The sequence below is a fragment of the Umezakia ovalisporum Ak1311 genome (assembly GCF_029891685.1).
GTDB lineage: Bacteria > Cyanobacteriota > Cyanobacteriia > Cyanobacteriales > Nostocaceae > Umezakia > Umezakia ovalisporum.
In genome coordinates this window covers 22,605-49,363 of the sequence record NZ_JANQDJ010000067.1, presented here as the reverse complement: position 1 = coordinate 49,363, position 26,759 = coordinate 22,605, and the positions used below count along the sequence as shown (strand labels likewise).

Sequence of the window (26,759 nt, the reverse complement as noted above, 5' to 3'; positions counted from 1 at the left end):
TAAATCACAAAGAAGTATAAACAGTCATGATTTACTCAGTTAAAAGTCATCATTATTATAATTTTTCACTGTTTTAGGGTCAGGGGCAAAAGCTAACCACAAAGGAAACTGCAACATCGCTAAACTGATTCGCTCTTCGGAATCATCAATGATAATTAAAGGTAATTGATTAGCTTTGATCAATCGCTCTGCTTTCTGAGCCAGGGCTTCAGGTGTTTCAAATAAAGCCACCCCTCGGTCTGGGCCAAAATCCGGGCGACCAATTCCTAAGCAGTCTTGCAAACCGCGCCGCCATTCACCTAAACGTTCTGGTGAACTAGCTAAAACTAAGGTACGGATGCCATCGCCATATAACCTGTGTAATATCGAAACCACCGCTGAAGCGACGAGAATATTTTGCAAGCGGCTGGTCATGGTTTGCAAAGCACCGCGTCCTCCTTGCTTAAAGAACCAATTTGATACTCTTTCTGCGTGGACTGGTTCAAAAGTACGACGCAGTTGCCAAGCAGGTCCGTAATAATCTGGTTTACTACGGTATTGGTCAATCAGGCGGCGAATTTTATTTGTAGTATCTTGAAACTGCTGTTGGGCAAATTGGGGGGTTTCTGGCTGTTCTTGAGTTGTTTTAACGTCTTTAACCACCGGTGTTGGTGGTTCTACTACAACTTGTGGTGTCAGTTGCAGTTGCTCGGCTGACATTGCCAAATCCTGTAAGCTTCCCGTGAGATACTCTTTAAAGCCCTGTACCCGAATTGCCAAATCTTGGGATGCTCCTGCAAAAGTGGTTCGCATTTCATTACGAATGCGTTCTTGTCGGCGTTCTAGCTGCTCTACAGAAATTTGCAGTGCTTGTTTGCGTTGTTCTAGCTGTGCCAGGGACTCTTGTACAATTCTTCCCAGAGATATTTGAGTTTGATTTAGTTGCTCCTGAAGGGTTTTATAAGCTGCTTGTAGCTTGGCTATTTCTGCCTTGAGAGCCGCTTCTTCCCCTTGTAATTCTGGGATTCTGGCTTTGGCTTCCGCTTGTGGTGAATTATCTGGTGACTCTGATTCTACTTCTGACCCCAGTACAGGAGTTTGTGCCTCAGTTGACTCAGTTGTGGACTCAATTACAGAATTTGCCACTTCTGTATTAGATATGATTGGCTCTAGATTTGCAGATGAAGTTGGCGCTTCTGTTTCCAGGACTGACTCTATGGATGGGTTTTCTGCTGGTATTGGTTCCAACCACTCATCAATCTGTTCTGGGGTTTGAGATTCCTCTGGGTTCATAAACAATAATGCAATTCCTTATGATGCGAATAAATAACTTTCAGAAATATAGTCTAGTTTCAATGCCGTCAGTACGGGCTACCTATGGGACATCAACATAGAACTTAGAAAAGCACTCAAATACGTGGACAACGTTCTTCTAAGCAACTCTTGAGGGTTTTGGGATCAAATAAAATCGGTAAAAAGTGAATGCTGTTCACTTCCTTAAAATAAAACAGGATAGGAATTCCATTCCAGAATATACGCCAGTTTTGCCATTCTTCGTAGGGAAAGCGCCGCAGTAATTTTTCGCCTCTGTAAATATCTAAGTCCGTAGCCGTAAACTGTAACCTTATTGTCACAGTTTGCAACAAAAGAAATAAACCCAGCAATGCCATGACTACTCCTAACCAAAGTTGTAGTACTAATAGTGGAATGACAGCAATCAGCAATACCACAGGGATATGGTAACTAGGCTGGAGTTCCACAGTTGATGTGGAGTTAGGCGGAAATAAACTGGTCACAGTTTCCAATCCTGTTTTGACACTAGATATCTATTTTATTTTAAGAGTTAAGGGTTCAGAGTTTTCACTCAGTTAACAAGCAGTTTCCAAGGTTAAAACCCTTGAAGGAATGCACCGCCCATACCTTGAAACATTAACCACGAAAGAAAGAAGTTGCTGGTAAATATAATCAGCAAAGAAGTAACAACCGCCGTTGTGGTTGATTGTCCCACGCCTTTAGCTCCTCCCTTAGTGGTTAAACCCCAACTGCAACCAATAATGGCTATTAACAAGCCAAAGCAACACCCCTTAATTAAAGCGCTGATAATATCCCAAATACCGACAAGATCACGAGCTGAATTTAGAAATACGGTATCGGCAATACCATAGATATTTGTCGCAATCATTAATCCCCCTAAAATCCCTGTTACTAAAGACAGAAGGGTTAAAATTGGCAACATTAAGCAGCAAGCAAGCAGGCGAGGGATTACCAGATAATCAATTGGATCAGTTTTTAAGATAAATAAAGCATCGATTTGTTCGGTTACCCGCATAGTTCCTATTTCCGCCGCAAAGGCGGAACCGACTCTTCCGGCCAAAACCACTGCGGTGAGCACGGGTGATAGTTCTCGTGTCAATGCTACCGCCAAAACTCCGCCCACCAGATTACCAGCACCAAAGTTAATAAACTCCCGCGCTACCTGAATGGTAAACACTGCACCAACAAACACAGCGGTTAACAGGGCAATAAATAGGGAATCTGGACCAACAGCTGCCATTTGCTCCACAGTGTTGCGCCAATTGATTTTTCCCCTCAAGAGGTGAACTATTACTTGTCCACCCAGGAAAATCGCTGCCAGCAATCGCTGACTCCATGCTCCTAAACTGGATTTGGATTTAGTTTCACTCAATGTTTTGTAGCTAACTCGGTAACTGCATTAAGAATAGCGGATGTCTGTTGTTAATTGATAGGGGAATGGGCTTGAGAACTTTCCTTTCTCCTCCTCTCCTGCGTTTCGCCGTCTGGCTAAAACATTAACTTAATTTAAAACTAGTCTCAGAAAGTAAACTTATGTAATTTATGTGTTCATAGCCTGATTACTAAATATTTTTGACTCAAACCTTTATTTTGCTGGGGTTACAGACAATTTTAGACTTCTTAATCCTCAAATTATCTCATTTCGCAGGTGGCTGTTTTTTTTAATGAAAACTTAAGATTTTTGACATCTTGTGTGATAAAAAGCGATCGCACTTATTCTGGAAGATGAGATATAGCTTTTTTTCGCTATTATTCACTTTCTTCACGGAGCCTACTGTAAATGACTGTTTTCACTAACTTTCTCCGCTCCCTGCTGCTGACGATGTTTTTTAGTTTTATCACTCCCATGTTCTTAATCGGGGGCTTATTATTCCTTTTAGCCCTCATGGGTCACTTTCCCGCCTTACAAGGCGGAACTGATGCCACCAGCACTGGGATCATGCATTTTCTCTTCATCTTTGGCAGTGGTAATCCTTTTCGTGGGCTAGTCATCATTAGTTTGACCTGTAGTTTCGTCGGGGCGCTCTTTGATACTTATGCTTATTACCGTTGTCAAATTTTACGCATTGACTCTTAAGTGATGACAACACTTTTTTGGGTGTTCACACAGTGATAAACTGCCAGCAACTGGCAACCTAGATGAAGGTTATGGTTGTTGAATTTGTTTATAATTAAATTTTTAAAAACTTTTTTAAAAAAAATATTAATTATTTAATTAATAGTTGACAAAAATTACAAATCCTGACAGAAGTGTTGAATCCTGCAATAAAAATTTACAATTTTTGCGTTTTACCCCAGTAAAATTCATTGTCTATTAAGAATAGAGTCATTAATTGCTCAAGTTTTGTATCACCCAGGCACAACTTGGACAGTCAACAGTCAAAATTTCTGTAATCCTGATAAAGAAGGATATTTAGTTAGTTGAAACTCTCCTGCCTTGAAGGGAGGTTATTCTACAGTAACGTAAAATTCTCCACAGCACAATACCTGCTTATTTTTGGAACAGGGTAAAGTAGGTTGTTTAAGCCCAGGGCATTTTATATTGGGTGTATTACAGAGGTTTTTTAACTGCTCATGGTCTGGCCTTTTAAGTCCAAGTTTCGTAAACAAATTGCCCGGATTGAAATTACTGGTGCGATCGCAAGTTCTACTCGCAAGCGCGTGTTAGAAGCCCTAAAAACCGTAGAAGAGAAAAAATTCCCCGCTTTACTCCTACGCATTGACAGTCCTGGGGGTACAGTTGGGGATTCTCAAGAAATCTACAGCGCTCTCAAGAAGTTACGCAAGAAGATCAAAATTGTCGCCAGCTTTGGTAATATTTCCGCTTCTGGCGGTGTCTACATTGGTATGGGAGCTGAACACATCATGGCTAACCCCGGAACCATCACCGGGAGTATTGGCGTGATTTTGCGGGGGAACAACTTGGAACGGTTGCTAGACAAAATTGGTGTTTCGTTCAAAGTTATCAAATCTGGCCCTTACAAAGATATTTTGGCATTTGACCGGGAATTAACTTTACCGGAACAAAGTATCCTGCAAGAATTGATTGATGTCAGTTATCAGCAGTTTGTCTACACAGTGGCCGAGGCGCGTTCTTTGCAAGTAGAAACTGTCAAAAGTTTTGCTGATGGGAGAATTTTTACCGGAGAACAAGCTTTAGAATTGGGTGTTGTAGACCGCCTGGGAACCGAAGAAGATGCACGTTGCTGGACAGCAGAAATGGTGGGTCTTGATCCTGAGAAAGCACCTTGCTATACGCTAGAAGAACGTAAACCTTTATTGAGTCGGGTCTTGTCCGGAAGCCGTCAGCTTTCATCAGGAATTGGAGGGGGAATTGATTGGCTGGAGTTTGAAATTTCTACTAGTGGTCTGCCACTGTGGTTATATAGACCATAACTAATTAATAGTCATTGGTCAATCATCTTGCGTCAATGACCAATGACTCATAGATCATGACTAATTAAGGAGGATTTTGGCGTGGAGTGGCAAATGCGAGCTATTCGCGGAGCAACAACCGTTTCTGAAAACACCATTGAAGCCATTAGAGAAGCGGTAACAGAACTTATAGATGAATTAGAACGACGGAATCATCTTCACCCACAGGAGATGATAAGCGTTACTTTCTCTGTGACCCGTGATTTAGATGCGATTTTTCCGGCAGCGATTGCGCGATCGCGTTCTGGTTGGGATAATGTAGCTATGTTGGATGTACAGCAAATGCACGTCGAAGGTAGCTTACAGCGCTGCATCCGCTTTCTCATCCACGCTTACCTCCCAGCCTCTACACCAATTAATCATATTTATTTGCGCCAAGCTGCTAAGTTACGTCCAGACTGGAGTTTACCTGAGTCGTTACAACCATCACAGCAGGTAATCAACTCAAAACTTTAAAGTACCACTGTAAATTATATGTAAAAATTAGCACAAAATTAGCAATTAGGGTGGTGATACTCCTCAACCAGAAATGTTGACTGTCCAAGTTGTGCATTGGTGATACAAAATTTCAGCAATTAATGATTTTCTTTTGATTGTTGAAATTTTTGCCAAATGTCAATAAATGAGGCTTGATATCTTCTTTTTCTCGAAGCTTCTGCAAAATTCCCAAACACTGAACGAGAAGAACCACGCATTTTCTCACTGAGAGAATATCTTTCTTACCCAGGAAACTGTTTTGATAATTAAAAAATTGTCATCGCGGCATTAAACGCTTTTTGATGTATCACTAAATCTTCATCTTCATAGGTTTTAATTTTTCTTGCTTTTTGTTCCTTGTCCACTTTCCTTACTTGTCTACCAAGTCTAGCCCTATTATCAATGTCTTTGTAAAAAACCTACCCCTGTGAGGGGTGAGGCTGGGGGTGTTTCTATTCGTGATGGCGGTGAAATCTAATTCCGACAAAGATATCGTAAACAAATTCAAAAAAGTCTTTTTTCTCCAGTAGTCCAGATGTCTGAGGACTACCCTTTTCATCCAATAACGGCTTCATTACATAATAAGCAGGTTGGTAATTATACCAGGGAATTGAAGGCCACAAGTGATGTATGAGGTGGTAATTTTGTCCTAAAATCAGGATATTAAGCAGTTTACCAGGATAAACCCGGGCATTTTTCCATCGATTCCGTTCTACAAAGGGACGATGTGGTAAATAATCAAAAAACAATCCCAATGCTATCCCCACCAAAAACGCTGGGATAAACCAAAAATTGAGAATGTAGCCTAAAAAATGATACTGAATGGAAATATAAAAAATCGTTACAACAATTAAGCGGCTGATGAACCACTCTAGTAGTTCATAATTCCGCCACAGTCGTCGCTGAAAGAAAAATACCTCATGGTATAAAAAACGCACAGCTATCAACCACAAAGGACCTCCTGTGGACACGTAATGGTCTGGGTCGTTTTTGGGGTCATTCACATGGGCGTGATGCTGTAAATGGACTCGTGTAAATACTGGAAAAGCAAAAGCTAGTATCAGTGCGCTACCATGCCCTAATATGGCATTAATCACTCGGTTGCGATGGGCAGATTGGTGACAAGCATCGTGAATTACCGTGCCAGCACAATGTAAAGCAATGGTGTTAACACCAAAGCATAACCAGTGTGGCCATTGCCATACCCAGTAACCAAAGTTAGATAACACCAACATTGTTACCGTAGCTAAAAACAGCAACAGTGTAGGATTAAAATCACCAGGAGGCGCTAAAAATTCTTTAGGTGGGATTTTCAGTGACTTCTGTGCCTCCAATGCGAGCATTCTTAACTCCTTCTTTGATTAAACATTACGAATATACGATAAATATGAGTGGATTATAAAGTTTTGTAAGCTTTTGTTTAGAAATATTTAACCTTATCTTTGTTGAAGAGCAGATGAATGGCGCTATGATTCCAGACGAGAGATAAATTTTTGCCGACTCAGATAAGATGTGCTAGGCAACCACCAAAGGGTTGATAAAAAAATCTCTCTTGCGGAGGAAGTAACCAAGTTTGGTGTACGATATCTACTCTATCTCACAACTCTTGGGAAATATTAAGACAAGAAAAATTAATAATTTCTGCTTTGAGTTACCCTCACACCCCCATTGATACCGCGAGTCTCTGGTTATGGATATAGCAGTGACTGAAAACGAAACGCCCCTTAACTTATTATGAATCTCTAGATAGAGATAGCCCCCTAAAATCAGCCCCTATGCAATTAAGAGACTCTCTACGCCGGACAAAAATTGTTGCTACAATTGGGCCTGCCACTAGCAGCCCAGAAATGCTGAAGGCTATTATTGAAGCCGGTGCAACGACACTGCGCCTCAACTTCTCCCACGGTACTCATGCCGACCATCAGCGTAGTATTCGCTTAATTCGGCAAACTGCCTTTGAATTAAACCAGCCCGTGGCAATTCTACAAGACTTACAAGGGCCAAAAATTCGCTTAGGTAAGTTTGAGAATGGGTCGATAATTTTAGCAAAAGGCCATCGCTTCACCTTGACAAATCGCCCAATTATCGGCACACAAGAAATTAGCTGTGTCACTTACGAACATTTGTCCACGGAAGTACCAGTGGGTGCCAAAATTCTCCTCGACGATGGGCGAGTAGAAATGCGAGTTGAGGATATTAACCGTGATCACGGGGATTTACATTGTCGCGTCACCGTGGCAGGTAAATTGTCTAACAACAAAGGTGTCAATTTTCCCGGTGTTTACCTGTCGATTAAGGCTATGACCGACAAAGATCGTGAAGATCTGATGTTTGGTCTGGATCAAGGTGTAGACTGGGTAGCACTTTCTTTTGTCCGCAACCCCCAGGACATGATTGAAATTAAAGAGCTAATTTCTAGCACAGGCAAGCAGGTTCCAGTAATTGCCAAAATTGAAAAACATGAAGCTATTGAACAAATGGAAGAAGTTCTGGCTTTATGTGATGGGGTGATGGTTGCCAGAGGTGACTTAGGTGTGGAACTACCTGCAGAAGATGTCCCTGTACTGCAAAAGCGGCTCATTGCTACAGCTAATCGCTTAGGAATTCCCATTATCACAGCTACTCAAATGTTGGATAGCATGGTGAATAACCCCCGTCCCACTCGTGCGGAAGTATCAGATGTCGCTAATGCGATTTTAGATGGCACTGATGCTGTGATGCTATCCAATGAAACTGCTGTGGGTAATTATCCAGTGGAAGCAGTGGCAACAATGGCACGAATTGCTGAACGTATTGAACAGGAAAAAGTCCTGCATTCAGTGACCCGTCCAGAAGAGCGGGATAATCGGCGCTCTATTCCCAATGCTATTAGTCAGGCCGTGGGACAAATTGCAGAACAGTTGGGAGCTGCGGCAATTATGACCCTTACACAAACAGGGGCTACAGCGCGTAATGTCTCTAAATTCCGTCCCCGTACACCTATTTTGGCTGTGACACCCCATGTCAACGTGGCGCGACAGCTACAAATGGTTTGGGGAGTTAAACCTCTGTTGGTGCTGGGGCTACCTTCCACTGGGCAGACGTTTCAAGCTGCTATCAATGTTGCTCAAGAGCATAAGTACGTGTTTGAGGGTGATTTAGTCGTCATGACTGCTGGTACACTGCAAGGAGTGTCTGGGTCAACGGATTTGTTGAAAGTTGAAGTGGTAACAGCCGTTCTCGGTCAAGGCATTGGTTTGGGACAAGGTTCGGTGAGTGGTCGTGCTAGGGTGGCTCACACTGGCATGGAAGTGACTAATTTTAATCCGGGAGACATTTTGGTTGCACCCCGCACCGATGCCGATTTTGTGGATGCAATTCGTAAAGCGGCTGGGATTATCACGGAAGATGATAGTCTTACCAGTCATGCTGCAGTGATTGCTTTGCGTCTGGGTGTACCCGTAATTGTGGGTGTGAAGACAGCAACAAAAGTTATTAATGATGGAGCAATTCTGACTTTGGATCTGCAACGGGGTTTAGTTTATTCTGGGGCGGTGGGAACTCCTTGACCTCTCCCCTCGCCTTTAGGCGAGGGGATTCTAAACTGTTGCTACTGGGAGGGCTAAAGTCGCTCCCCTCGGCTTTCTAGTTCTGGTTTGCCAGGTGTGAAATCTAGTAGGTACGGTCAATAATGCCCTACAGATTTTGACAAAGTACACACGAATTTATTCTTTGTTCCCTGTTCCCTAGTCAATTACCATTTGGAGCCTCACATTCAAAGATACTGTGATAAAACTTCTGCGGTGGCAAGTCCAGTTTTTTCCCAACTGAATTGATTGGCTCGATTTAGACCTTGACTGGAAAGGTGCGATCGCAATTTCATATCATCCCCTATCATCTGCATTGCTTCGGTAATTTCTGCTACGTTGTAAGGATTAATCAAAATCGCAGCATCACCAGCAACTTCTGGGAGAGAAGAAAGCTCAGAAGTAATAACTGGAGTTCCACAAGCCATGGCTTCCAGGACGGGGAAACCAAAACCTTCCCACAAACTGGGAAAAACTAAAGCAATGGCATCATTGATAATTTTTGGTAATTCTTGATCAGATACGTAGTCGAGGAATTTTACTTGCTCGGTAATTGCCAATTCTGCAACCTGTGTTTGTAAAAGTGGAGTGTAACGCTGATCAATGGGGCCTGCTAACCACAGTTCATATTCACCTTTATTTGCTAGTGGAGCAAAAGCCGCAATCAGCCGATGTAAATTCTTATAAGGATCATGCCGCCCAATGTAGAGAAAATACCGTTGACCATCTCCCGATGTTTCTTTCAGAGGGCGAAAATGGAGGCCATCGTAAGCTAGGGGAATGGGGGTAATTTTACTGGCAGGAATTTGGTAAAAGTCTATCATGTCCTGGGCTGTGGTTTGGGAATTGCAGATAATGTGTTGCGACTGTTGAAGAACTTGGGGAGTATAGTAACGATGGTATGGTGTTAACGGCGAGAAAGGTTTAGGGAAGCGCAACGGTATTAGGTCGTGAGACATCACTACAAAACGACAGTTAGTATTCAGGGGTGCTTCTGGTAAAGGAGAAAATAACAACCGGGATTTGAGGTTTTTATAAATTTGTGGTAGTTCAAACTGTGTCCACAATAAGCGCTGCAAATGACCTTTTGTACCTTGAGCGGGGGTCAGATTATTTGGGACTGAATAGCAATTAAATTCAGAATATGTTTGCGCTGTTAATAAAGTGGGTTCCAAAGATTTTAAATAAGGAAAAATATTTTGAGCATATTTACTGATACCTGTTGGCTTAGATAAGAGAATGGATAAATTTATAATTAATTGATGGTTTAATGCGTTTTTGAGCATTTTTGATGAAAAAAATCTTTGTTGAGCAGTATAAAACCCACTCCAGATAGTTTTTATGTTCTGGAAGTGGTTTAACTACAAACTTTAACACCAAAATCTTTAAGCTGGGCGGCTGCTCAATTCTTTGAGGTCATAATCAACCATTAACTCAACCATTTCCTCAAAAGAGTGTTGAGGTTGCCAACCTAATTCAGTGCTAATTTTATCAATAGAACCAACTAACTGCACTGGTTCATCGGAACGGTAAAATGCCGGGTCAACTGAAACATAATCTTGCCAGTTGAGACCGACACAGTTGAAGGCACACTCAACGAGTTCTCTGACTGAGTGAGTTACGCCACTGGCAATAATATAATCCTCAGGCTGCTCTTGTTGTAACATCAACCACATGGCATAAACAGCATCTTTGGCGTAGCACCAATCACGACGAGCATTTAAATTACCTAATTTTAATTCATTTGCCAAACCGAGTTTAATTTGGGCTGCTGTGTGGGTAATTTTACGAAATACAAATTCTGTACCACGCCGGGGGGACTCGTGAGTGTAGGTGATACCACAGCAGGCGTAGAGATTGTATTTTTGCCGATAGTTAACAGTCATCCAGTGGGCATAAGCTTTAGCCACACCGTAGGGGTTACGGGGACGGAAAGCGGTGCGTTCAGTTTGAGGTGATTCGTCTGGTTGACCAAAAACTTCACTACTAGATGCTTGGTAAAATTTGGCGTTTGGTTTGCAGCGACGGATGGATTCTAAAAGACGGGAGACACCAAGGGCTGTGTATTCCGCTGTGAGAGAGGGTTGAGTCCAAGAAAGAGGGACATAGCTTTGAGAGGCGAGGTTATAAATTTCATCTGGTTGAGAGTTTGCAATTACGTCCATTAAGGAACATTGATCTAAGAGGTCACCAGGTACTATTTGAATGTTGCCTGACAGGTGGCTAATACGCTCTAAGTTGCTGGTACTTGAACGGCGGACGAGACCAAATACTTGGTAACCTTTTGTTAAGAGAAGTTCGGCAAGATAGGAGCCATCTTGTCCAGTTAAGCCGGTGATTAGGGCTTTTTTAATTGTCATTTAATGTTTTGGAAGTATGAGTTGTGATGTGGGTAAGTAACTGTGGTACTGATTCACATCTTTAGTTCCAAGAATCATATTCCCACACCATGAGGGCTAATATAAAAGTTCGGTACAGGAGAATGTTTAGTTACACATCAGTTAATTAACTAATTAACTAAAATTTATCTTTCATTCCTCGTAAACGAGCAAAAGTTTGTACCGGATCACTACTTTTAGTAGCTAACTGTAATGATGGTTGTTCCCAACGTAAAAAGGGATTGGTGAGCTTTTCCACTCCCAATGATGAAGGAACAGTGGCTTCTTGACGACTGCGGTAGTTTTTCACTTCGTGGTAACGCCTTTGTAATTCAGTATTCTCACTATCCACAGTCAGGGCAAATTGCAAATTCTTTAAGGTGTATTCGTGGGCGCACCAAACACGAGTATTATCCGGGAGAGAGCGTAGTTTATTCAAGGATTCCACCATTTGTGCCGGTGTTCCTTCAAATAAACGACCGCAACCACCAGCAAACAAAGTATCACCACAGAATAACTCTCCCGGTTCACCAGATGTTACCGGCGGAAAGTAGTAAGCGATATGAGCGCGGGTGTGTCCAGGAACAAATAAAACTGCGGCGGTGCGATGGCCAAACTCAACGCGATCACTTTGTTGTAGAAATACCTGTTGTTCGGGAATTCTCCCTTGATCCTCGGCTCCGCCATACACTGTCAGGTTAGGGAAATGTTTGATTAACTGTTTGTTTCCACCTACATGGTCATGATGGTGGTGAGTGTTGAAAATCGCCACTAACTCGGCTTTAATTTCTGCAAGCTGTGTTAATACTGGTTCAGCCTCTGCCGGATCGACAACAGCAGCAATATTTTGCTGATGATCGTGCAGTAAGAATATGTAGTTGTCTGAGAGCGCCTGAAGACGGATTACCTGCATAAGCTTTGTTTCTCTGACTCAGTAGATGTTTTGCCTATTAATTCAGTATTAACTGTTTGCATGACTATTGACTGATCACAGGCTACTACATTTACAATGCTCACACATTATTAATTTTTCATAGTAGGGTAAAGTTGCTGCTTCAATAATTCAATTTCTTGAAAATATACTTGGGGATATATAAGTGTAATTTTAGTGACATTTAACAGAAATAAAAGCAAGATTAAACTAAATCTTGTTAAACATTGACCCCATATTCAAGCCGTAAAATGTACTATGAATTCAACTATTCTCGGAATGCCTATATTTATGAACTCATAAATGAAATCAATCCACACAAGCTCTTGGTATTTTCCCGAAACATCAGGCGGTGTTGAAGTATACATAGATTCCCTGGTACAAGGCTTACAAACACATGGAGTCGGAGCCATAGTTGCAGCCTGCCGGCATAGCATTGAGGAAGAAACTTACAAACATAACAACGTCCCAGTGTATCGCTATCCAGTTTTTGCCAACCAGCGGAAGATACAGGTGCATAAACAATTACCCCACGGAGGATTTGAGTCTTTTGCCAATTGGCTAAAAAATAATCGAGCAGATGTCTATCATCAGCATTCCTGGCGATTTGACTGTGGTTTACCTCATCTCGCTATGGCAAAGAAATTAGCTATGGCAACTGTGGTAACTGTCCATATGCCGGAACCTCTGTGTCTGCGGGGTACAATGATGCGGTATGGTCAGCAAATTTGTAATGGATTAATTGATCCAACGGATTGTAGTTATTGTTTAGGTGTTCCAAAGAGAGTACCGTCTTGGGCGATGGCCACATTAAGGCTAATTCCCATGAATTTAGGTATGGCCGCTGAAACCAAAGTACGTAATTACAAGAGTATTAGACTCCGCCTACTGGGTAAAACTTTCAGTATACCTAGGCAAGTATCTGAACATGGTACCCAGCTGATGCAACTAGTAAAACTAGCTGATCGCATTGTCGTACCGAGTCAGTGGCAATATGATGCTTTTCGTTTAAACAAAGTTCCGGAAAACAAACTCACTCTTTGCCGTCAGGGTGTTGCTCAGACTTTTCCACGGCAAACAGTACCAAGAAAACCAAAAAACGCTACTTTAAAAATCGGTTTTTTAGGGCGCTGGCAAGAAACCAAGGGAGTACAAGTTCTAGCCGAAGCTGTACATCGTCTACCTGCTGACGTGGCTGTTGAATTAATCATTCATGCCACCCATCCCCAAAAATATGGTGTAGCCAATCGAGAAAAAGTTTTAGCAATTGCTGCTCATGATAACCGGATTCACATTGCGGAACCGCTTTCACGCCAAGAAGTCCAAGGGGCACTGGCAGGTTTTGATCTACTGGCAGTGCCATCGCAATGGTTGGAAACAGGCCCTCTTGTTGTTTTAGAAGCACAAGCCGTTGGCATTCCTGTACTGGGTTCCAACTTGGGAGGAATTGCCGAGTTAGTTCAGCATGGGGTTAATGGTTGGTTAGTGCCACCTCAAGATATACAAGCATGGAGTAGTAGCATCGCTCATTTTGTCCAAAACCCCGATTTAATTGCCAGATTACGTCAAGGTATTCAGCCTGTGCGGACAATGGATAATGTGGCCTCAGAAATGGTACAGATTTATAGAGAAATAACCAATAATTACCCAAAATACTCTGCGGATTAATTAACAGTTAATTATTATGTATGAATCGACAAAAAGACAAGTTAAAAATTTCCATACTTACACCTAATTTCTCCAAAGGTGGGGTGGATAGAGCATATTTGCTAAGTCAGGTATGTAAGAAATTGAATTATGAAGTAGAAGTTTTGGGATTTTTATTTGGAGAAAACATTTATCCTCATCCACCATCATACATACCAATTTATTACTTACCCGGTTCCAATTATCCACAGTTATTTGCTTCCGTCAAGCAGCTGTTGCTAAAAATTGATGGTGATATTATCTGGGCGGTGAAACCAAAACCTACAAGCTATGGTGTCGCTTTAATTAAGAAGATTTTCCATGGCAAACCTGTAATTGTAGATATTGATGATTGGGAGTTAAGTTGGCACGGGGGTGATGAGTGGAGCTATCGTCCCACGTTCAAGCGGTTAGTTAGAGACGTTTTCAAAAAAGAAGGGGCTTTAAGAAATCCAGACCATCCATTGTATTTAAAGTGGATGGAGTCATTGATAAAGCAAGCTAACGCTGTCACAGCAGACACTAAATTCTTGCTCAATCGTTTTGGTGGCACTTATATTCCCAATGGCAAAGATACTAGCCTTTTTGATCCGCAAAAGTTTGATGCCCAAGTAAGTCGAGAACGTTATGGCCTAGCAGAATATCGTGTCCTCATGTTCCCAGGAGCGCCTCGACCACATAAAGGATTAGAAGATGTTTTAATGGCACTTGATCAGTTAAATGAACTAAATTTCAGATTAGTAATTGTAGGTGGTAATCCCTATGATGATTATGACGAAAAACTCATAGCCCGCTGGGGACGTTGGATTATTAAGCTACCCCCAGTACCAATAGAAAAAATGCCAGAAATCGTTGCTGCTGCTCATGTAGTTATCGTTCCTCAAAGGGATACACCTGTAGCTAGAGCACAGTTTCCCATCAAATTAACAGATGGAATGGCAATGGCAAAGCCAGTGTTAGCAACACGAGTGGGAGATATTCCCGAAATATTAGATGAAACTGGTTATTTAGTTGACCCAAGTTCCCCTGAACAAATTGCTGAGAAAATTCAATGGATATTCGAGCATTTAGATGAAGCCAAAGAAAAAGGCAAAATGTCCAGGGCTAGGTGTGTCAAACATTATAGTATTAATACCATGGCGTCGACATTATCTGAAATATGTTCCCAATTAGTAACATAGTATTTTTACAGTTTTGATAAATACTATCAGCTGAATATATTCCAGAGGATATTTTAAATTTAAAACTTTCATTTTGAAATTACCTATGTCTACCATTAATCAGCTTATGAAATTTGCTAAACCCTATCCGGGTAGAATTATTTTAACAATACTGTTAGGATTTTCAGGAGCTTTATTTAATGGCATTAGCACAGCAATGATTGTGCCAATTATTTTAAAAATTGTCGGACAAGAAATAGATTTAACCAATGCTCCACCTATTATCAAAAATGTAATCTCGCCTTTTGATAATTTTCCAGAGACTTACCGCTTGGTAATGATGGCAGGAGCGATTGTATTGATAATTTTCTTTAAAAATGCAGCTAGCTATGCCAGTAATTTAGCATCTAGTTCTATATCTCGTACCTTGACATCAGATATGCGAAGGGCGGGTGTCAAGTTACTATTAGATATTGACATAAATTATTACACTAAGATGAAAATTGGTGATTTAATGACAAATGTTAATGGGGAGGTTTCCAGAGCCGCTGTTTCTTTAAATAATATGATTAAATTAATAATAACTATAATTACAATTTTTATTTTTATTTTTATTTTACTATCAATATCTTGGCAATTAACTATTATTTCTACAGTTTTACTAGGGTTTGTTACATTGATAAATCAGTATGCAATTTCCCGCTCAAAATATTTCGGCAAAATACTAACAGAGATGTCTAAAGTTCAGACATCTAGCCTCATAGAAACACTGAGTGGAATTCGCCTAGTTAAGGCCACGGCCAATGAAGAAAGAACATATAAAAAAATTAACCAGCTAATTCATAACCGCGAAACAGCAGAATTTAAATCTCAAGTTAATGCCAATATTATCGGACCAACCAGTGAAGTAGCCGGACTTATATGTTTAATTCTGATTGTTTTTATAGGAAGAATTATATTCACGGAGCAAATTGCTTCCTTTTCAGCTGTTCTATTGACATATTTATTGGTACTCCTGAAACTACTTCCTTTTGTTTCCCAGTTAAATTCTATTCGCAGTAGCTTTGCCAATAACTCAGCCAGTGTAGAAGTTGTGGCTGAGTTCTTAAGGCGGGATAACAAACCTTTAATGGTCAATGGTGATATACCCTACACCAGATTAAACCAGGGAATACATTTTAATCATGTGTCTTTCTCATACCCCGGTACTGATAAGTTAGTACTCAAAGATGTAGAGTTATATTTACCACGAGGGACAACTCTAGCTTTGGTAGGTAGTTCTGGTGGAGGTAAATCAACTCTGGCTGATTTATTACCGAGATTTTATGATCCTACTTCTGGCTACATTGCCATTGATGGGCTAGATATACGCAAGTTTGATATCAAATCTCTACGCAGGGCTATGGGTATTGTTAGTCAAGATACCTTCCTTTTCAATGATTCGGTAAAAAATAACATCACCTACGGAAAACCAGAAGCTAGGGATGAAGAAATTATCGCAGCTAGCAAGCAAGCAAATGCCTATGAATTTATTAGCAAATTACCCCAGGGATTAGACACCTTGATTGGCGATCGCGGTGTTATGTTGTCTGGTGGACAGCGCCAACGTTTAGCCATAGCACGTGCTTTACTGCAAGATCCAGAAATTTTGATTTTAGATGAAGCTACCTCAGCATTAGATACCGTTTCTGAGCGGTTAGTGCAAGTTGCTATAGATAATCTCAGCCGCGATCGCACAACTTTAGTAATTGCACACCGTTTTTCTACAGTTCAAAAAGTTGATCAAATTGCTGTATTTGATCAAGGTCGTGTGGTAGAACTGGGAACCCATGAAGAACTATTAAAAAAGGGCGGTTACTACTCGCGCCTTTATTCCATGCAATTTGGTGAACAGGAAGACAAGAGCAGCAAATATAATCAGATGTCGATTCTCCTCAAGAAGAACATCAATTAACCACTGATTCCCATAATTTATATATTGACTTACTAGAGAAATTAAAAACACAATTATAAAAAAAGTAATGAATTAAGATATGGTATCGAGCATTAAGTTATGAAAAAAATAGCTGTTTATTACCCATGTTTTATGGGGGGCGGTGCTGAAGCAGTGGGATTATGGATTATCCAAGCACTAAAAGACAAGTACGAATTGACATTATTTACTCTTGGAAATATTCAAATTGAAAAACTCAATTCTATATATGGGACAAGTATATCAAATGGAGATATTAGGATTAAAACTATTTTCCCAAAATTCTTAGATATTCTTTGCTATTTCATGATGTCCAAAAATCAGGATATCAACACGCTATTTATTCATTTATTAATTCGTATTTTTAAGGAAAACAGTCGCAAATATGACTTAGTGATATCCGCGTATAATGCAATGGATATGGGTAAAACAGGCATTCAGTATATACATTGGATTAAAGTTATTGAAGGCAAACCGCTTCACAGAAAAATATCTACTTTTTCTCAGGAACAACTAATCAAAAATATTTCCATTGCTAATTCTTACTGTGTGGCAGATAATGTCAAGAAACACTATGGTATTAATGCTCATGTTGTCTATCCTCCTGTTGTAATGGACACGCCTGATATACATTGGATTGATAAAGAAGACGCATTTATTTGTAGCGGTAGAATAGTACAACCTAAACAGCCTCATAAAGTGATCAAAATTCTCAAACAGGTTCGTGAGAGAGGCTTTGATATTAAACTACACATCACAGGTGGAGGTGGTGATTTTTATGAGTGGCAATACACAAATTTAGTTAAAAAGATGGTGCAAGAAAACTCATCTTGGATCACCTTGCACAAAAATCTTACTTATCAGGAATATATTCAAGTTATTGTTAATTGTAAATACGGTATTCACTTTAAAAAAGAACCTTTTGGTATTTCTATTGCTGAAATGGTCAAAGCTGGTGCTATTCCTTTTGTCAGAAACGAGGGGGGACAGGTTGAAATTGTCGGTGAGAATAATCAAGAATTATTTTTTGATAAAGAAGAGGAAGCTGTGGAAAAAATTATTGCTGTTTTAAGTAGTTGTGAACAACAAAGAAAAATCCTTAAATCTTTGACCAATCAAAGAAATTTATTTTCTACCCAGAGGTTTATGTCAGAAATAAATGAGCTTGTTACTTATTACTTTGACACAAAAGCGACAATGTTCACATCTAACTGGAACTGATGAAATCAATTATCAATTATCATGTTATTGATTTTACAAATATCGGAGATTTATTTTCCGCTCCCACGAAATATTTTACTTTTCCTGGGTACAATGTCCAACAAGCTGATATCAGAACAATCAATGATGACTTCACAGACCAATATATTATTGTCGGTGGAGGTGGACTGCTTTATGAACCATTTTTACATTCCTTTAAAAAACTGATTGCATCTAAAGCAAATACAAAACTAATTGCTTGGGGAATTGGCCAGCAGATTTACAGTAGTAGTTTTACGCAACAGAAGTTAGAGAATTTTGGTTATTGTGAATATCTGACAGATTTTGATTTAGTTGGTATTCGAGATTTTAATCATCAATATAATTGGGTACCTTGCCCTAGCTGTATGCACCCAGCATTTGATAAAAAGCGGGATATAAAACATGAATTTGTAGTTTTTTCACATAAAAAGTTTCAAATAAAAATTGCTAAATTCCCAAACATGACTAACAACAATCAAGATATTTATGAAATTTTAGATTTTCTCGGTTCTGGTGAAACTATATTAACTAGTTCATATCATGGAGCGTATTGGGGAACACTACTTGGTAGAAAAGTTCTATCTTTTCCATTTAGCAGCAAGTTCTATACACTCAAACATCCTCCCGGAATTTTCCCTATTCAAAAATGGATACAGCAGAAAATAAAGCTGTCGCTATGGAATAAAAAATTGTTTGAGTTCCGCTATGAAAATAAGTTTTCCTGTAGTCTTGATAATTGGCAAAATTATCTTAAAAACTGTCGAGTTTATCCTGAAAGTCTTGAGGAGAATCGTCAACGTAATTATTGGTACTACTCTGAAATATTAAATTTATTATCTAATAGTTAAACAAATTATCAATTAATATGAACCTTAAAATTATTGGCATGATTAGCAGCTATGGAAATCTTGATAAAACAGGAGATTGGCTGTGGCAACAAACTCCAAATCACTTTGGGATTTGGAACAATATACAAATGCAGGCGTTGCAAGCAAAACCAGACTTGCTGCTCATGTATCAGTTTGATTTTCCCAAACCTGACCGGGGCCAAGCCTGGTGGGAAAAGTTAGGTAAAAAAAACCAAAAACCTAAGTTAAACATCAGCTCTATCTTACGTGGTGTTCCCAAAGAAAGGATTATTTATCTTGTGCGGGAACCACCATTACCTGAAGTTATCAACATTACTCAACGAAATTATCAAGAAGCACAAAAATATTGCGGTTATATTTCTGGACCGGATGAATTTGCCCCCATTCCTGACTATATGCCTGCGATTTGGTATCATGGCAATTCATTTAGAGAATTAAATGAATTGCCACCACCTGAAAAAGTTTACTATTGTAGTTGGATAACCTCTGGGATTAATCGCACAAGGAACCATGGCCAGAGATTAAATTTTTTGCAGTCCCTACAAACACATGAAATTAAATTTGATTTGTATGGGCGCAACTTGCCTTCATGGTCAAAAAGCTCTGGTGAATTGGGTAGTAAATGGCATGGTATGGCTCCTTACTATTACAATCTTGCCATTGAAAATTATGCAGAAAATAGTTGGTATGTGAGTGAAAAATTGTGGGATTCTTTGTTGGCTTGGTGTTTACCAATTTATTATGGTGGGCCTGCTGCTGATAAGTTATTACCACCAGGAAGTTTTTTGCGGTTACCTAGTTTGGATGAAAAAGGTATTGCTTGCATTGGAGAAGTAACTGCTACACCTGATGCTTGGTATACTGCTAAAAATGCCATTGCTGAAGCTCGGCAAGTTATCTTACATAAACTCAATCTGCTTAACTGGTTATCAGAATTTGTTGCTCGAGAATTATAAAAATTATGAATGGTATTTGCACCCTTGCAAATGATTCTGTTTTTGATCAACTGGTGGCTTTGCTTAATAGTATTGATGTTTTCTTAGGAAGAGAAATTCCTGTTTGTATTTATCCCTTTGATGAGCAGACACAACGAATTACTAAGGAAATAGACAAGCGCCCAAATGTATTTATTTACGATAATCAAGAATCAATCAATCGCTGGGATAAATTTATGCTCGCCGCAGCACCAGAAAGATTGAATCGTAGTAAATCCCGTCTTTATGGCGCTCACCGTCGTTTTTGTGCTTTTGATGGACCATTTGATAAGTTTATCTATCTAGATGCAGATACTCTGGTGCTAAACACACTAGAAACAATATTTGAAAAGCTAGATAGCTATGATTTTATTGTGTACGATTTTCAATTTAAAGATGTTAGTAAAATCTACAATGTTAATTCTCCCAAATTAATTGAAGTTTTTTCCCAAGAAAGGATAAATTCTGAAATATTTTGTTCAGGATTCTATGGCGCAAAACGGGGACTATTTAACGACGAGATAAGAAGGTGGCTAATATCTAATTTGCAAAGTGGCGAAACGGAAATCTTGTATGGTGGTGCTGGTGAACAACCTTTGCTGAATTATATGGTAATGCGTTCTCATCTTGCTACTTATAACTTGGCAGAACAATTGCCGGCTAGTGAAGTTACAGGATGTTGTGCTACCTCAAAGCACTTTGAAGAAAGAGACCACATTCTTTATGACAAAGGTAGTCAATTAACTTACCTGCATTATATTGGCATTCCTCCTAAAATTCATCAAGCAGTTTGTGCTGGACATAATCTTAGTTTTCCCTATCGGGATTTATTTCTTCACTATCGCTACCTCCATGAACCAGAGAAGCGCCCAGTGTTTACCAGTCCTCCTGAGAGTTACCGCGCACTATCACCAAATTTACTCATCCGAGGTTTGCGAAAATTTAAGTTAATAAAAGGATAACTTATGATTCGGGGAATTTATATTGTTGCCAATGATCGCGTTATTGATAACGCCATCGCCTTACTCAATAGTATTCGTCTCTATGACAAAGAAGTTGAAGTTTATCTCATACCTTTTAACGATCATTATCACCAAGTAGCAGAGCAACTTGTAAGGCTACATAATGTCAAAATTTTCCCACATTTAGAACTAATTGAGAAGTTCACTCAACGTATAGGTGAAATTTTTGATCGAGATTTCCTCCCATTACCCAACAAAATGCGTAAACTGCTGACATGGTTTGGCCCTTTAGATGAGTTTATTTATATTGATACTGATATTGTGGTTTTTGAAAAAATAGCCGATAATTTAGATAAACTTGCAGAAGTTGATTTTTTTTGTTGTGATTATCACCATGCTAATGACAAGCTCAAAAATATCTTTTCTCCCCTTGTCAAAGAGCAGAATATCTTGACAGATACACAAATAGAAGATGTTTTTAATAGCGGATTTTGGGGTTCCAAAAAAGGCACTATTACCGAACAAAAAATGGATAAGGTCTTGGGAGAATGTGCTAGTCATCGTGAATATTTTGATTTCTCCCAAGGAGTCACAGATCAGCCAATTCTCAATTACCTCGTTTTGAAATTAATTAATAAGCGTGCCAATCTCGTGAAAATTCCAGGGGGAGGTTCTGGTAGTTGGGCGAAGTCTCCCAATTTTCAACAGCAAGAATACGTCCTTTATGATCAAGGCAAAAGGCTAAAATATCTGCATTGGGCGGGGACAAAAATGAAAATTGGTAGCCCATATTGGCAATTATGGGAACATTATCGTTACCTTCATAAAGGTAAATTTGCTTGGATATCCAAGTTGACTAGTCGTTTATTTAGCTTAATGAATTTGTGTACTTAAATTTTAGGAATATAATCAATGATTGATGGTATTTACACATTGGCTAATGATATTGTGTATGACCAATTAATTGCTTTGCTGAACAGCATCGAAGTTAATGCCGGTAGAGAAATTCCTGTTTGTGTAATTCCCTATGATCAACGGCTAGACAAAGTGCAAGCAGAAGTTGCACGTAGAGATTATGTAACTTTATTTGAAAATTCTGATTCCATAGCTTACTGGGATAATTTTGCTACTCAGGTATGGAAAAACTACCCCAGGGCGCAAACAAATTGGCGCAAACGGGGCTGGTCAGAACTTTATCGTCTACCAATGCACCGCAAACTTTGTGGTTTACATGGTTCCTTTGATAAATTTATTTATTTTGATGCAGATACCCTATTGATGGGGTCCATAGACTACATTTATGAAAAGTTAGATAGCTTTGATTGGGTGGTACATGATTTTCAATATAAGTCGGAACTGAAATATATTTTTGATGCTGGCCAGCAGCTTTTAGACACAGTTTTTGCTGATAAAAATTTGCAGAATAAAGTTTTTTGTGCAGGTTGGTTTGCTACTAAAAAACAGGTTTTTCCGCCAGAAATGTTGGCAAATCTCCTTGAAAAATTAAATGCTGGTGAAGCTGAAGTCATGGCTGTGGGTGGTCCAGACCAATCTTTATTTAACTACATGGTATTGCGGAGTGGCATTTCGTACTATAACTTTGCTTATCATGATCCGGAAAGGGGAACTGGTACCCATTGGTCTTCTCAATTTGAGATGGTAGATAACGTTTTATACGACGGACAACGTCGGCTGACATATCTACACTATATGAGTATAGCAGCATCAAAATTTACTCAACTTTGCCTCGGTCAAGATATCCAGATTCCATATCGAGATGTGTTTTTACATTATCGCTACTTAAAGTCACCAGAGGAAAGACCAAAAACTTTTAAACGTGAAAGTCAGTTAGTGTGTTGGCAAAAAACTAGCACCAGTTTTTTCAATCAAAAATTGAGCAACATCAAGGCAAGAATTTCAGTCTAAGGCTTGACAAGCATCTAATCAACTGAGTGCCACCTCACAGCGATGGCATTTTGATTTTTTCACAACTAAAATAGCTAAATGGTTGCGATCGCACCCTAGGATTCGCTAGGATCTGTAAGCTTTAGGGTATGGCAAAGCTGCTGGGGATGAAGCTACACTCATGCGAGCTATGCTGCATACACCCAAGTTAATCAGATTTTACAGGAAAAAACCAAAACGATGGCGAAACGTGTACAGTTAGTTTTAAATCAAGATATTAGTAAGCTGGGAAAATCTGGCGACTTAGTAGAGGTAGCACCTGGCTATGCTCGTAATTATCTAATTCCCCAGAATTTGGCCACCCATGCTACTGCCGGTATTCTCAAACAAGTGGAGCGCCGTCGCGAGAAAGAGCGTCAACGCCAATTAGAACTGCGTCAACAAGCTGTAGAGCAAAAAGCAGCTTTAGAAAAAATTGTCAGCTTGCAAATTGCTAAACCCCTGGGTGAAAACGAAGCAATTTTCGGTACAGTCACCACCCAAGATGTAGCAGATGCAATTAAAGCAGCTACCAGTCAAGAAATTGACCGCCGTGGCATTACCATCCCTGATATTAACCATATTGGCACTTACAAAGCTGAAATTAAGCTACATTCTGAAGTGACAGCTCAAATCAATGTTGAAGTTGTAGGTAGCTAAGTTTTAATATTACACATCCTCAGTGCTGAGTAACAAGCAAGAATCTAACTAGGGTTAAAAATGCTCTTAGTTGCTTCCCTCTCAGCACACTGAGTAAGTTTCCCCTCAATTTTGGAGAATCAGGGCAACAACAAATCCCAAAATCAAATCCAAAATACCCCAATTAAAATCGCTTATGTCTGAAGAATTAAGTTTTCAAGGCGATGGTAGCGATCGCTTACCACCCCAAAATATTGAAGCAGAAGAAGCGATTTTGGGGGGAATTCTACTAGATCCAGAAGCCATTGGGCGAGTGAGCGATCGCCTCTTACCAATAGCATTTTATATTAGCGCCCACAAAGACATATATCAAGCAGCGCTGCGCCTCCATGCCCAAGGTAAACCCACAGACCTACTCTCAGTGACCAGTTGGTTAGCTGATAACGATATTCTGGCACGCATTGGTGGGAGAAATAAATTAGCCACTCTCGTAGACCGCACAGTGTCAGCGGTTAATATTGATGCCTTAGCAGGTTTGGTCATGGAAAAATACCTGCGGCGACAATTAATTAAAGCTGGTAACGAAATTGTCCATCTTGGTTACGAGACAGAAACCGAATTACCAATAGTTTTTGATCAAGCAGAACAGAAGATTTTTAGTGTAACTCAAGAACGCCCCTTATCAGGTCTAACTCACATTTCCAATACCCTTATTAATACTTTTCAAAATATTGAAACTCGTCACCAAGGTATTGCCCTTCCCGGAATTCCTTGTGGCTTTTATGACTTAGATGCCTTGACTAGCGGCTTCCAACGTTCTGATTTGATTATTGTGGCTGGTAGACCATCAATGGGGAAAACGGCATTTTGCCTTAATCTGGCTCATAACATCGCAACAGGTTATAAATTACCCGTTGCCTTTTTCAGCTTAGAAATGTCTAAAGAACAGTTAGTGCAGAGACTATTGGCTAGTGAATCGGGAATTGAAACTAGTTATCTCCGCAGTGGTCGCATTAGTCAAACACAATGGGATGCTTTAACCAGTGCTATTGATAAGCTTTCAGATATGCCCATTTTTATCGATGACACAGCGAATATGACTATCACCCAAATGCGTAGTCAAGCCAGGCGACTGCAAGCAGAACAAGGAAATCAATTAGGATTAATCGTGATAGATTATTTGCAATTAATGGAAGGTGCTGGTGACAACCGTGTTCAAGAATTATCCAGGATTACCCGTTCTTTGAAAGGTTTAGCCCGTGAATTATGTGTTCCAGTGATTGCTTTATCTCAGTTGAGTCGTGGTGTGGAAGCACGTACCAATAAGCGCCCAATGTTGTCAGATTTGCGCGAAAGTGGCTCTATTGAGCAAGACGCGGATTTAGTGGTCATGTTATACCGCGATGATTACTATAATCCTGACAGTCCTGATCGGGGAATCGCAGAAGTGATCATAGCTAAACACCGCAACGGACCCACAGGTACAGTTAAACTTTTATTCGACCCGCAATTTACAAAATTTAAAAATTTAGCCAGACAGGGCTATTAATAATTTAATAATTTAATAATTTAATAGGCATTGGGCATGGGGAATGAAGAAATAGGTTTTATTTCCTAAATTCTAGTCCCCAGCCCCCATTACCTACTTAATATTCAACAATTCAACCTCAAATAGCAAAGTAGCATTGGGTGGAATTACTCCACCAGCACCACTGGAGCCATAACCTAATTCTGGGGGAATGATTAACTGACGACGACCGCCTACTTTCATGGTGCTGAGTCCTTCGTCCCAACCCTTAATTACCTGTTGGACACCGATTTTAAACTCGAAGGGACTATTGCGATCCCGTGAACTATCAAACTTAGTACCATTTTCTAAAGTACCTGTGTAGTGGACTACAACCGTTTGTCTAGGTTTAGGAGTCGTCCCAGTTCCCTCCTCTAGTTCAATATATTTGAGTCCAGATGGAGTGGTTACGACATTGACATCAGACATAGTATTGCTCGCAATCAAGGTTTGGTTTTTGGTGACACTCGTGGACGCTGGTGTGGTGTCGTTCAAATTAGCTGCGACAAAAGAATTGTTTTTATTCCCAACTTGTGCCACGACCAAAACTACAACGCATACCAGCATGAAACCCACGCTGAGTAAAATTGATTTCAAAATGAGTCCTCCCTCATTGGGCAATGTGGCATTTTTTAAGCTTACCAACAGGACACAACTTAGTTTAAATCAGAATCAGACTTTTAACGCCAAAGCTTATTTTCTAAATCACGCACTTGACGCTCTAAACGGTCGATTCTACCCCTTAATTCATCCATTTCAGACTGACGAGCCACGCCAAAATCCTGCATTATATTCCGCATTTGTCGTTGCATTTGCTCTTCCCATGTGCCCTGCTCTGACCTTAATTGTTGCACAACGTCATCTATTACTGCCTTAGCTTGCTCAGGATTGAGTTTACCATCCTTAACTAATTCATCACTGACTTGCCGCATTTTTTCAGCTACCAAAGACGTTGTACCAATACCGAGCATCATTAACTGTTGCAACCAGTTGTTATTATCCATACTCCCTTCCTCTTTATTATTTTCCTGTAGCTGATTGGGCTACTTGACTGTGTGTAATCAAGCTACGCTGGAAAAGTGGTGATTTTAGCCTACATCTTTATTTTGGCAAATTTGTAAACTCGACATCTCCCCTGGTTGAAACACAAGGGATTCCAAACTGATGTTGCTACCCGGGCTGAAGCCGTGGGATGCAACGTTTACGATAGGATTTACTTATATTTTTTTGATGGAGAAGGAATTAAAGACTGTGGTTGTAGAACTACTAAAGGTTGAGGTTGTCCCAGAAGAACGGGACAATTATATCCAGAAGGATGCAGAAATCTGGACAACAAGCCTGGCTAAATATCCAGGATTTTTGGGCAAAGAGGTTTGGATTAACCCAAACCACCCCACAGAACTGATTTTAATCATTCGGTGGGGAACAAGAGAACAGTGGAAAGCCATACCCTCACAAGATTTACAAATAATTGAGGACAAATTCACCCAAATAATGGGAAAATCTTATCCCATCGTCAAGTCGGCAGAATTTGAAGTATTCCCACATACCTAAATAAAATTACTATTTTTTTCTTTATTTGTGTCCTGGGGTTAGTTCAAAGAAAAGACTCAACCGCCGACAAAGGACTATACCCAATGGTCACTGATTACCCTCAAAAGGAT

At 39.9% G+C, this 26,759-nt stretch carries 25 protein-coding genes; 16 read left to right on the top strand and 9 right to left on the bottom strand.

Annotation, left to right across the window (positions count from 1 at the left end):
- Nucleotides 1-39: 39 nt before the first annotated feature.
- From NWP25_RS12550 to NWP25_RS12540, 3 genes are all read right to left on the bottom strand, one after another.
- Nucleotides 40-1,272 carry a DUF3086 domain-containing protein gene (locus tag NWP25_RS12550; protein ID WP_280699528.1) on the bottom strand — a complete coding sequence of 411 codons (1,233 nt, stop codon included), beginning with the start codon at nucleotides 1,270-1,272 and terminating at the stop codon, nucleotides 40-42.
- A gap of 116 nt (nucleotides 1,273-1,388) precedes the next feature.
- Nucleotides 1,389-1,805 carry a DUF3119 family protein gene (locus NWP25_RS12545; RefSeq protein WP_280651797.1) on the bottom strand — a complete coding sequence of 139 codons (417 nt, stop codon included), beginning with the start codon at nucleotides 1,803-1,805 and terminating at the stop codon, nucleotides 1,389-1,391.
- Between the two features lie 62 nt (nucleotides 1,806-1,867).
- Complete coding sequence (locus tag NWP25_RS12540; RefSeq protein ID WP_280651759.1) at nucleotides 1,868-2,665, bottom strand: MlaE family lipid ABC transporter permease subunit; 798 nt, start codon at nucleotides 2,663-2,665, stop codon at nucleotides 1,868-1,870.
- Nucleotides 2,666-3,073: 408 nt separating this feature from the next.
- Here NWP25_RS12540 and NWP25_RS12535 point away from each other — a divergent pair, with 408 nt between their 5' ends.
- The 3 genes from NWP25_RS12535 to aroH all read left to right on the top strand — a co-directional run bounded on the left by NWP25_RS12535 (nucleotide 3,074) and on the right by aroH (nucleotide 5,184).
- The gene (locus tag NWP25_RS12535) at nucleotides 3,074-3,370 is read left to right on the top strand and encodes a hypothetical protein (RefSeq protein ID WP_280651760.1); all 297 of its coding nucleotides are present in this window, start codon (nucleotides 3,074-3,076) and stop codon (nucleotides 3,368-3,370) included.
- A 497-nt stretch (nucleotides 3,371-3,867) separates the two neighbouring features.
- Nucleotides 3,868-4,689: a signal peptide peptidase SppA gene (sppA, locus tag NWP25_RS12530; RefSeq protein ID WP_280699527.1), complete on the top strand. Its 822-nt coding sequence runs from the start codon at nucleotides 3,868-3,870 to the stop codon at nucleotides 4,687-4,689.
- Between the two features lie 81 nt (nucleotides 4,690-4,770).
- Entirely contained in the window at nucleotides 4,771-5,184 is a 414-nt protein-coding gene (aroH, locus tag NWP25_RS12525) for a chorismate mutase (protein ID WP_280657509.1), read from the top strand.
- Nucleotides 5,185-5,657: 473 nt separating this feature from the next.
- Here aroH and crtR read toward each other — a convergent pair whose 3' ends face one another.
- Nucleotides 5,658-6,548 (bottom strand): beta-carotene hydroxylase, encoded by an 891-nt coding sequence (crtR, locus tag NWP25_RS12520; protein WP_280651763.1) that lies wholly within the window; start codon nucleotides 6,546-6,548, stop codon nucleotides 5,658-5,660.
- Between the two features lie 432 nt (nucleotides 6,549-6,980).
- On the opposite strand from crtR, the gene pyk reads away from it, so the two are divergent.
- Nucleotides 6,981-8,753, top strand: a complete 1,773-nt coding sequence (gene pyk, locus NWP25_RS12515) for a pyruvate kinase (RefSeq protein ID WP_280651764.1) — start codon at nucleotides 6,981-6,983, stop codon at nucleotides 8,751-8,753.
- Between the two features lie 206 nt (nucleotides 8,754-8,959).
- Here the strand turns inward: pyk and NWP25_RS12510 are convergent, their stop codons facing one another.
- The 3 genes from NWP25_RS12510 to gloB all read right to left on the bottom strand — a co-directional run bounded on the left by NWP25_RS12510 (nucleotide 8,960) and on the right by gloB (nucleotide 12,062).
- Nucleotides 8,960-10,057: a glycosyltransferase family 4 protein gene (locus NWP25_RS12510; protein ID WP_280651765.1), complete on the bottom strand. Its 1,098-nt coding sequence runs from the start codon at nucleotides 10,055-10,057 to the stop codon at nucleotides 8,960-8,962.
- A gap of 99 nt (nucleotides 10,058-10,156) precedes the next feature.
- Nucleotides 10,157-11,131, bottom strand: coding sequence for a GDP-mannose 4,6-dehydratase (locus NWP25_RS12505; protein WP_280651766.1), 975 nt, complete (start codon nucleotides 11,129-11,131; stop codon nucleotides 10,157-10,159).
- A gap of 157 nt (nucleotides 11,132-11,288) precedes the next feature.
- Nucleotides 11,289-12,062 carry a hydroxyacylglutathione hydrolase gene (gene gloB, locus NWP25_RS12500; protein WP_280651767.1) on the bottom strand — a complete coding sequence of 258 codons (774 nt, stop codon included), beginning with the start codon at nucleotides 12,060-12,062 and terminating at the stop codon, nucleotides 11,289-11,291.
- A 321-nt stretch (nucleotides 12,063-12,383) separates the two neighbouring features.
- Here gloB and NWP25_RS12495 point away from each other — a divergent pair, with 321 nt between their 5' ends.
- From NWP25_RS12495 to dnaB, 11 genes are all read left to right on the top strand, one after another.
- Nucleotides 12,384-13,748, top strand: a complete 1,365-nt coding sequence (locus tag NWP25_RS12495) for a glycosyltransferase (RefSeq protein ID WP_280657507.1) — start codon at nucleotides 12,384-12,386, stop codon at nucleotides 13,746-13,748.
- Nucleotides 13,749-13,768: 20 nt separating this feature from the next.
- The gene (locus NWP25_RS12490) at nucleotides 13,769-14,947 is read left to right on the top strand and encodes a glycosyltransferase family 4 protein (RefSeq protein WP_280651769.1); all 1,179 of its coding nucleotides are present in this window, start codon (nucleotides 13,769-13,771) and stop codon (nucleotides 14,945-14,947) included.
- An 85-nt stretch (nucleotides 14,948-15,032) separates the two neighbouring features.
- On the top strand, nucleotides 15,033-16,880 hold the full coding sequence (locus NWP25_RS12485; RefSeq protein ID WP_280651770.1) for an ABC transporter ATP-binding protein: 1,848 nt from the start codon (nucleotides 15,033-15,035) through the stop codon (nucleotides 16,878-16,880).
- Nucleotides 16,881-16,979: 99 nt separating this feature from the next.
- Entirely contained in the window at nucleotides 16,980-18,119 is a 1,140-nt protein-coding gene (locus NWP25_RS12480) for a glycosyltransferase (protein WP_280699526.1), read from the top strand.
- Nucleotides 18,119-18,988 (top strand): polysaccharide pyruvyl transferase family protein, encoded by an 870-nt coding sequence (locus NWP25_RS12475; RefSeq protein ID WP_280651772.1) that lies wholly within the window; start codon nucleotides 18,119-18,121, stop codon nucleotides 18,986-18,988. Before NWP25_RS12480 ends, NWP25_RS12475 begins: the two co-directional genes overlap by 1 nt.
- A gap of 17 nt (nucleotides 18,989-19,005) precedes the next feature.
- Nucleotides 19,006-19,965 carry a glycosyltransferase family 10 domain-containing protein gene (locus NWP25_RS12470; RefSeq protein ID WP_280699524.1) on the top strand — a complete coding sequence of 320 codons (960 nt, stop codon included), beginning with the start codon at nucleotides 19,006-19,008 and terminating at the stop codon, nucleotides 19,963-19,965.
- Between the two features lie 5 nt (nucleotides 19,966-19,970).
- Nucleotides 19,971-20,945, top strand: coding sequence for an Npun_R2821/Npun_R2822 family protein (locus NWP25_RS12465; RefSeq protein WP_280651774.1), 975 nt, complete (start codon nucleotides 19,971-19,973; stop codon nucleotides 20,943-20,945).
- Nucleotides 20,946-20,948: 3 nt separating this feature from the next.
- A complete protein-coding gene (locus tag NWP25_RS12460; protein ID WP_280651775.1) occupies nucleotides 20,949-21,839 on the top strand; it encodes an Npun_R2821/Npun_R2822 family protein in 891 nt (296 codons plus the stop codon).
- 18 nt (nucleotides 21,840-21,857) lie between these two features.
- Nucleotides 21,858-22,871: an Npun_R2821/Npun_R2822 family protein gene (locus NWP25_RS12455; protein WP_280699522.1), complete on the top strand. Its 1,014-nt coding sequence runs from the start codon at nucleotides 21,858-21,860 to the stop codon at nucleotides 22,869-22,871.
- A gap of 219 nt (nucleotides 22,872-23,090) precedes the next feature.
- Nucleotides 23,091-23,549, top strand: coding sequence for a 50S ribosomal protein L9 (gene rplI, locus NWP25_RS12450; protein WP_280651777.1), 459 nt, complete (start codon nucleotides 23,091-23,093; stop codon nucleotides 23,547-23,549).
- A 175-nt stretch (nucleotides 23,550-23,724) separates the two neighbouring features.
- A complete protein-coding gene (gene dnaB, locus NWP25_RS12445; protein ID WP_280651778.1) occupies nucleotides 23,725-25,077 on the top strand; it encodes a replicative DNA helicase in 1,353 nt (450 codons plus the stop codon).
- A gap of 93 nt (nucleotides 25,078-25,170) precedes the next feature.
- Here dnaB and NWP25_RS12440 read toward each other — a convergent pair whose 3' ends face one another.
- Both NWP25_RS12440 and NWP25_RS12435 read right to left on the bottom strand, forming a co-directional pair.
- Entirely contained in the window at nucleotides 25,171-25,692 is a 522-nt protein-coding gene (locus NWP25_RS12440; RefSeq protein WP_280651779.1) for an FKBP-type peptidyl-prolyl cis-trans isomerase, read from the bottom strand.
- 83 nt (nucleotides 25,693-25,775) lie between these two features.
- Nucleotides 25,776-26,099 carry a phasin family protein gene (locus NWP25_RS12435; protein WP_280651780.1) on the bottom strand — a complete coding sequence of 108 codons (324 nt, stop codon included), beginning with the start codon at nucleotides 26,097-26,099 and terminating at the stop codon, nucleotides 25,776-25,778.
- Between the two features lie 247 nt (nucleotides 26,100-26,346).
- Here NWP25_RS12435 and NWP25_RS12430 point away from each other — a divergent pair, with 247 nt between their 5' ends.
- Nucleotides 26,347-26,649, top strand: coding sequence for a TIGR03792 family protein (locus tag NWP25_RS12430; RefSeq protein ID WP_280686521.1), 303 nt, complete (start codon nucleotides 26,347-26,349; stop codon nucleotides 26,647-26,649).
- Nucleotides 26,650-26,759: the final 110 nt, after the last annotated feature.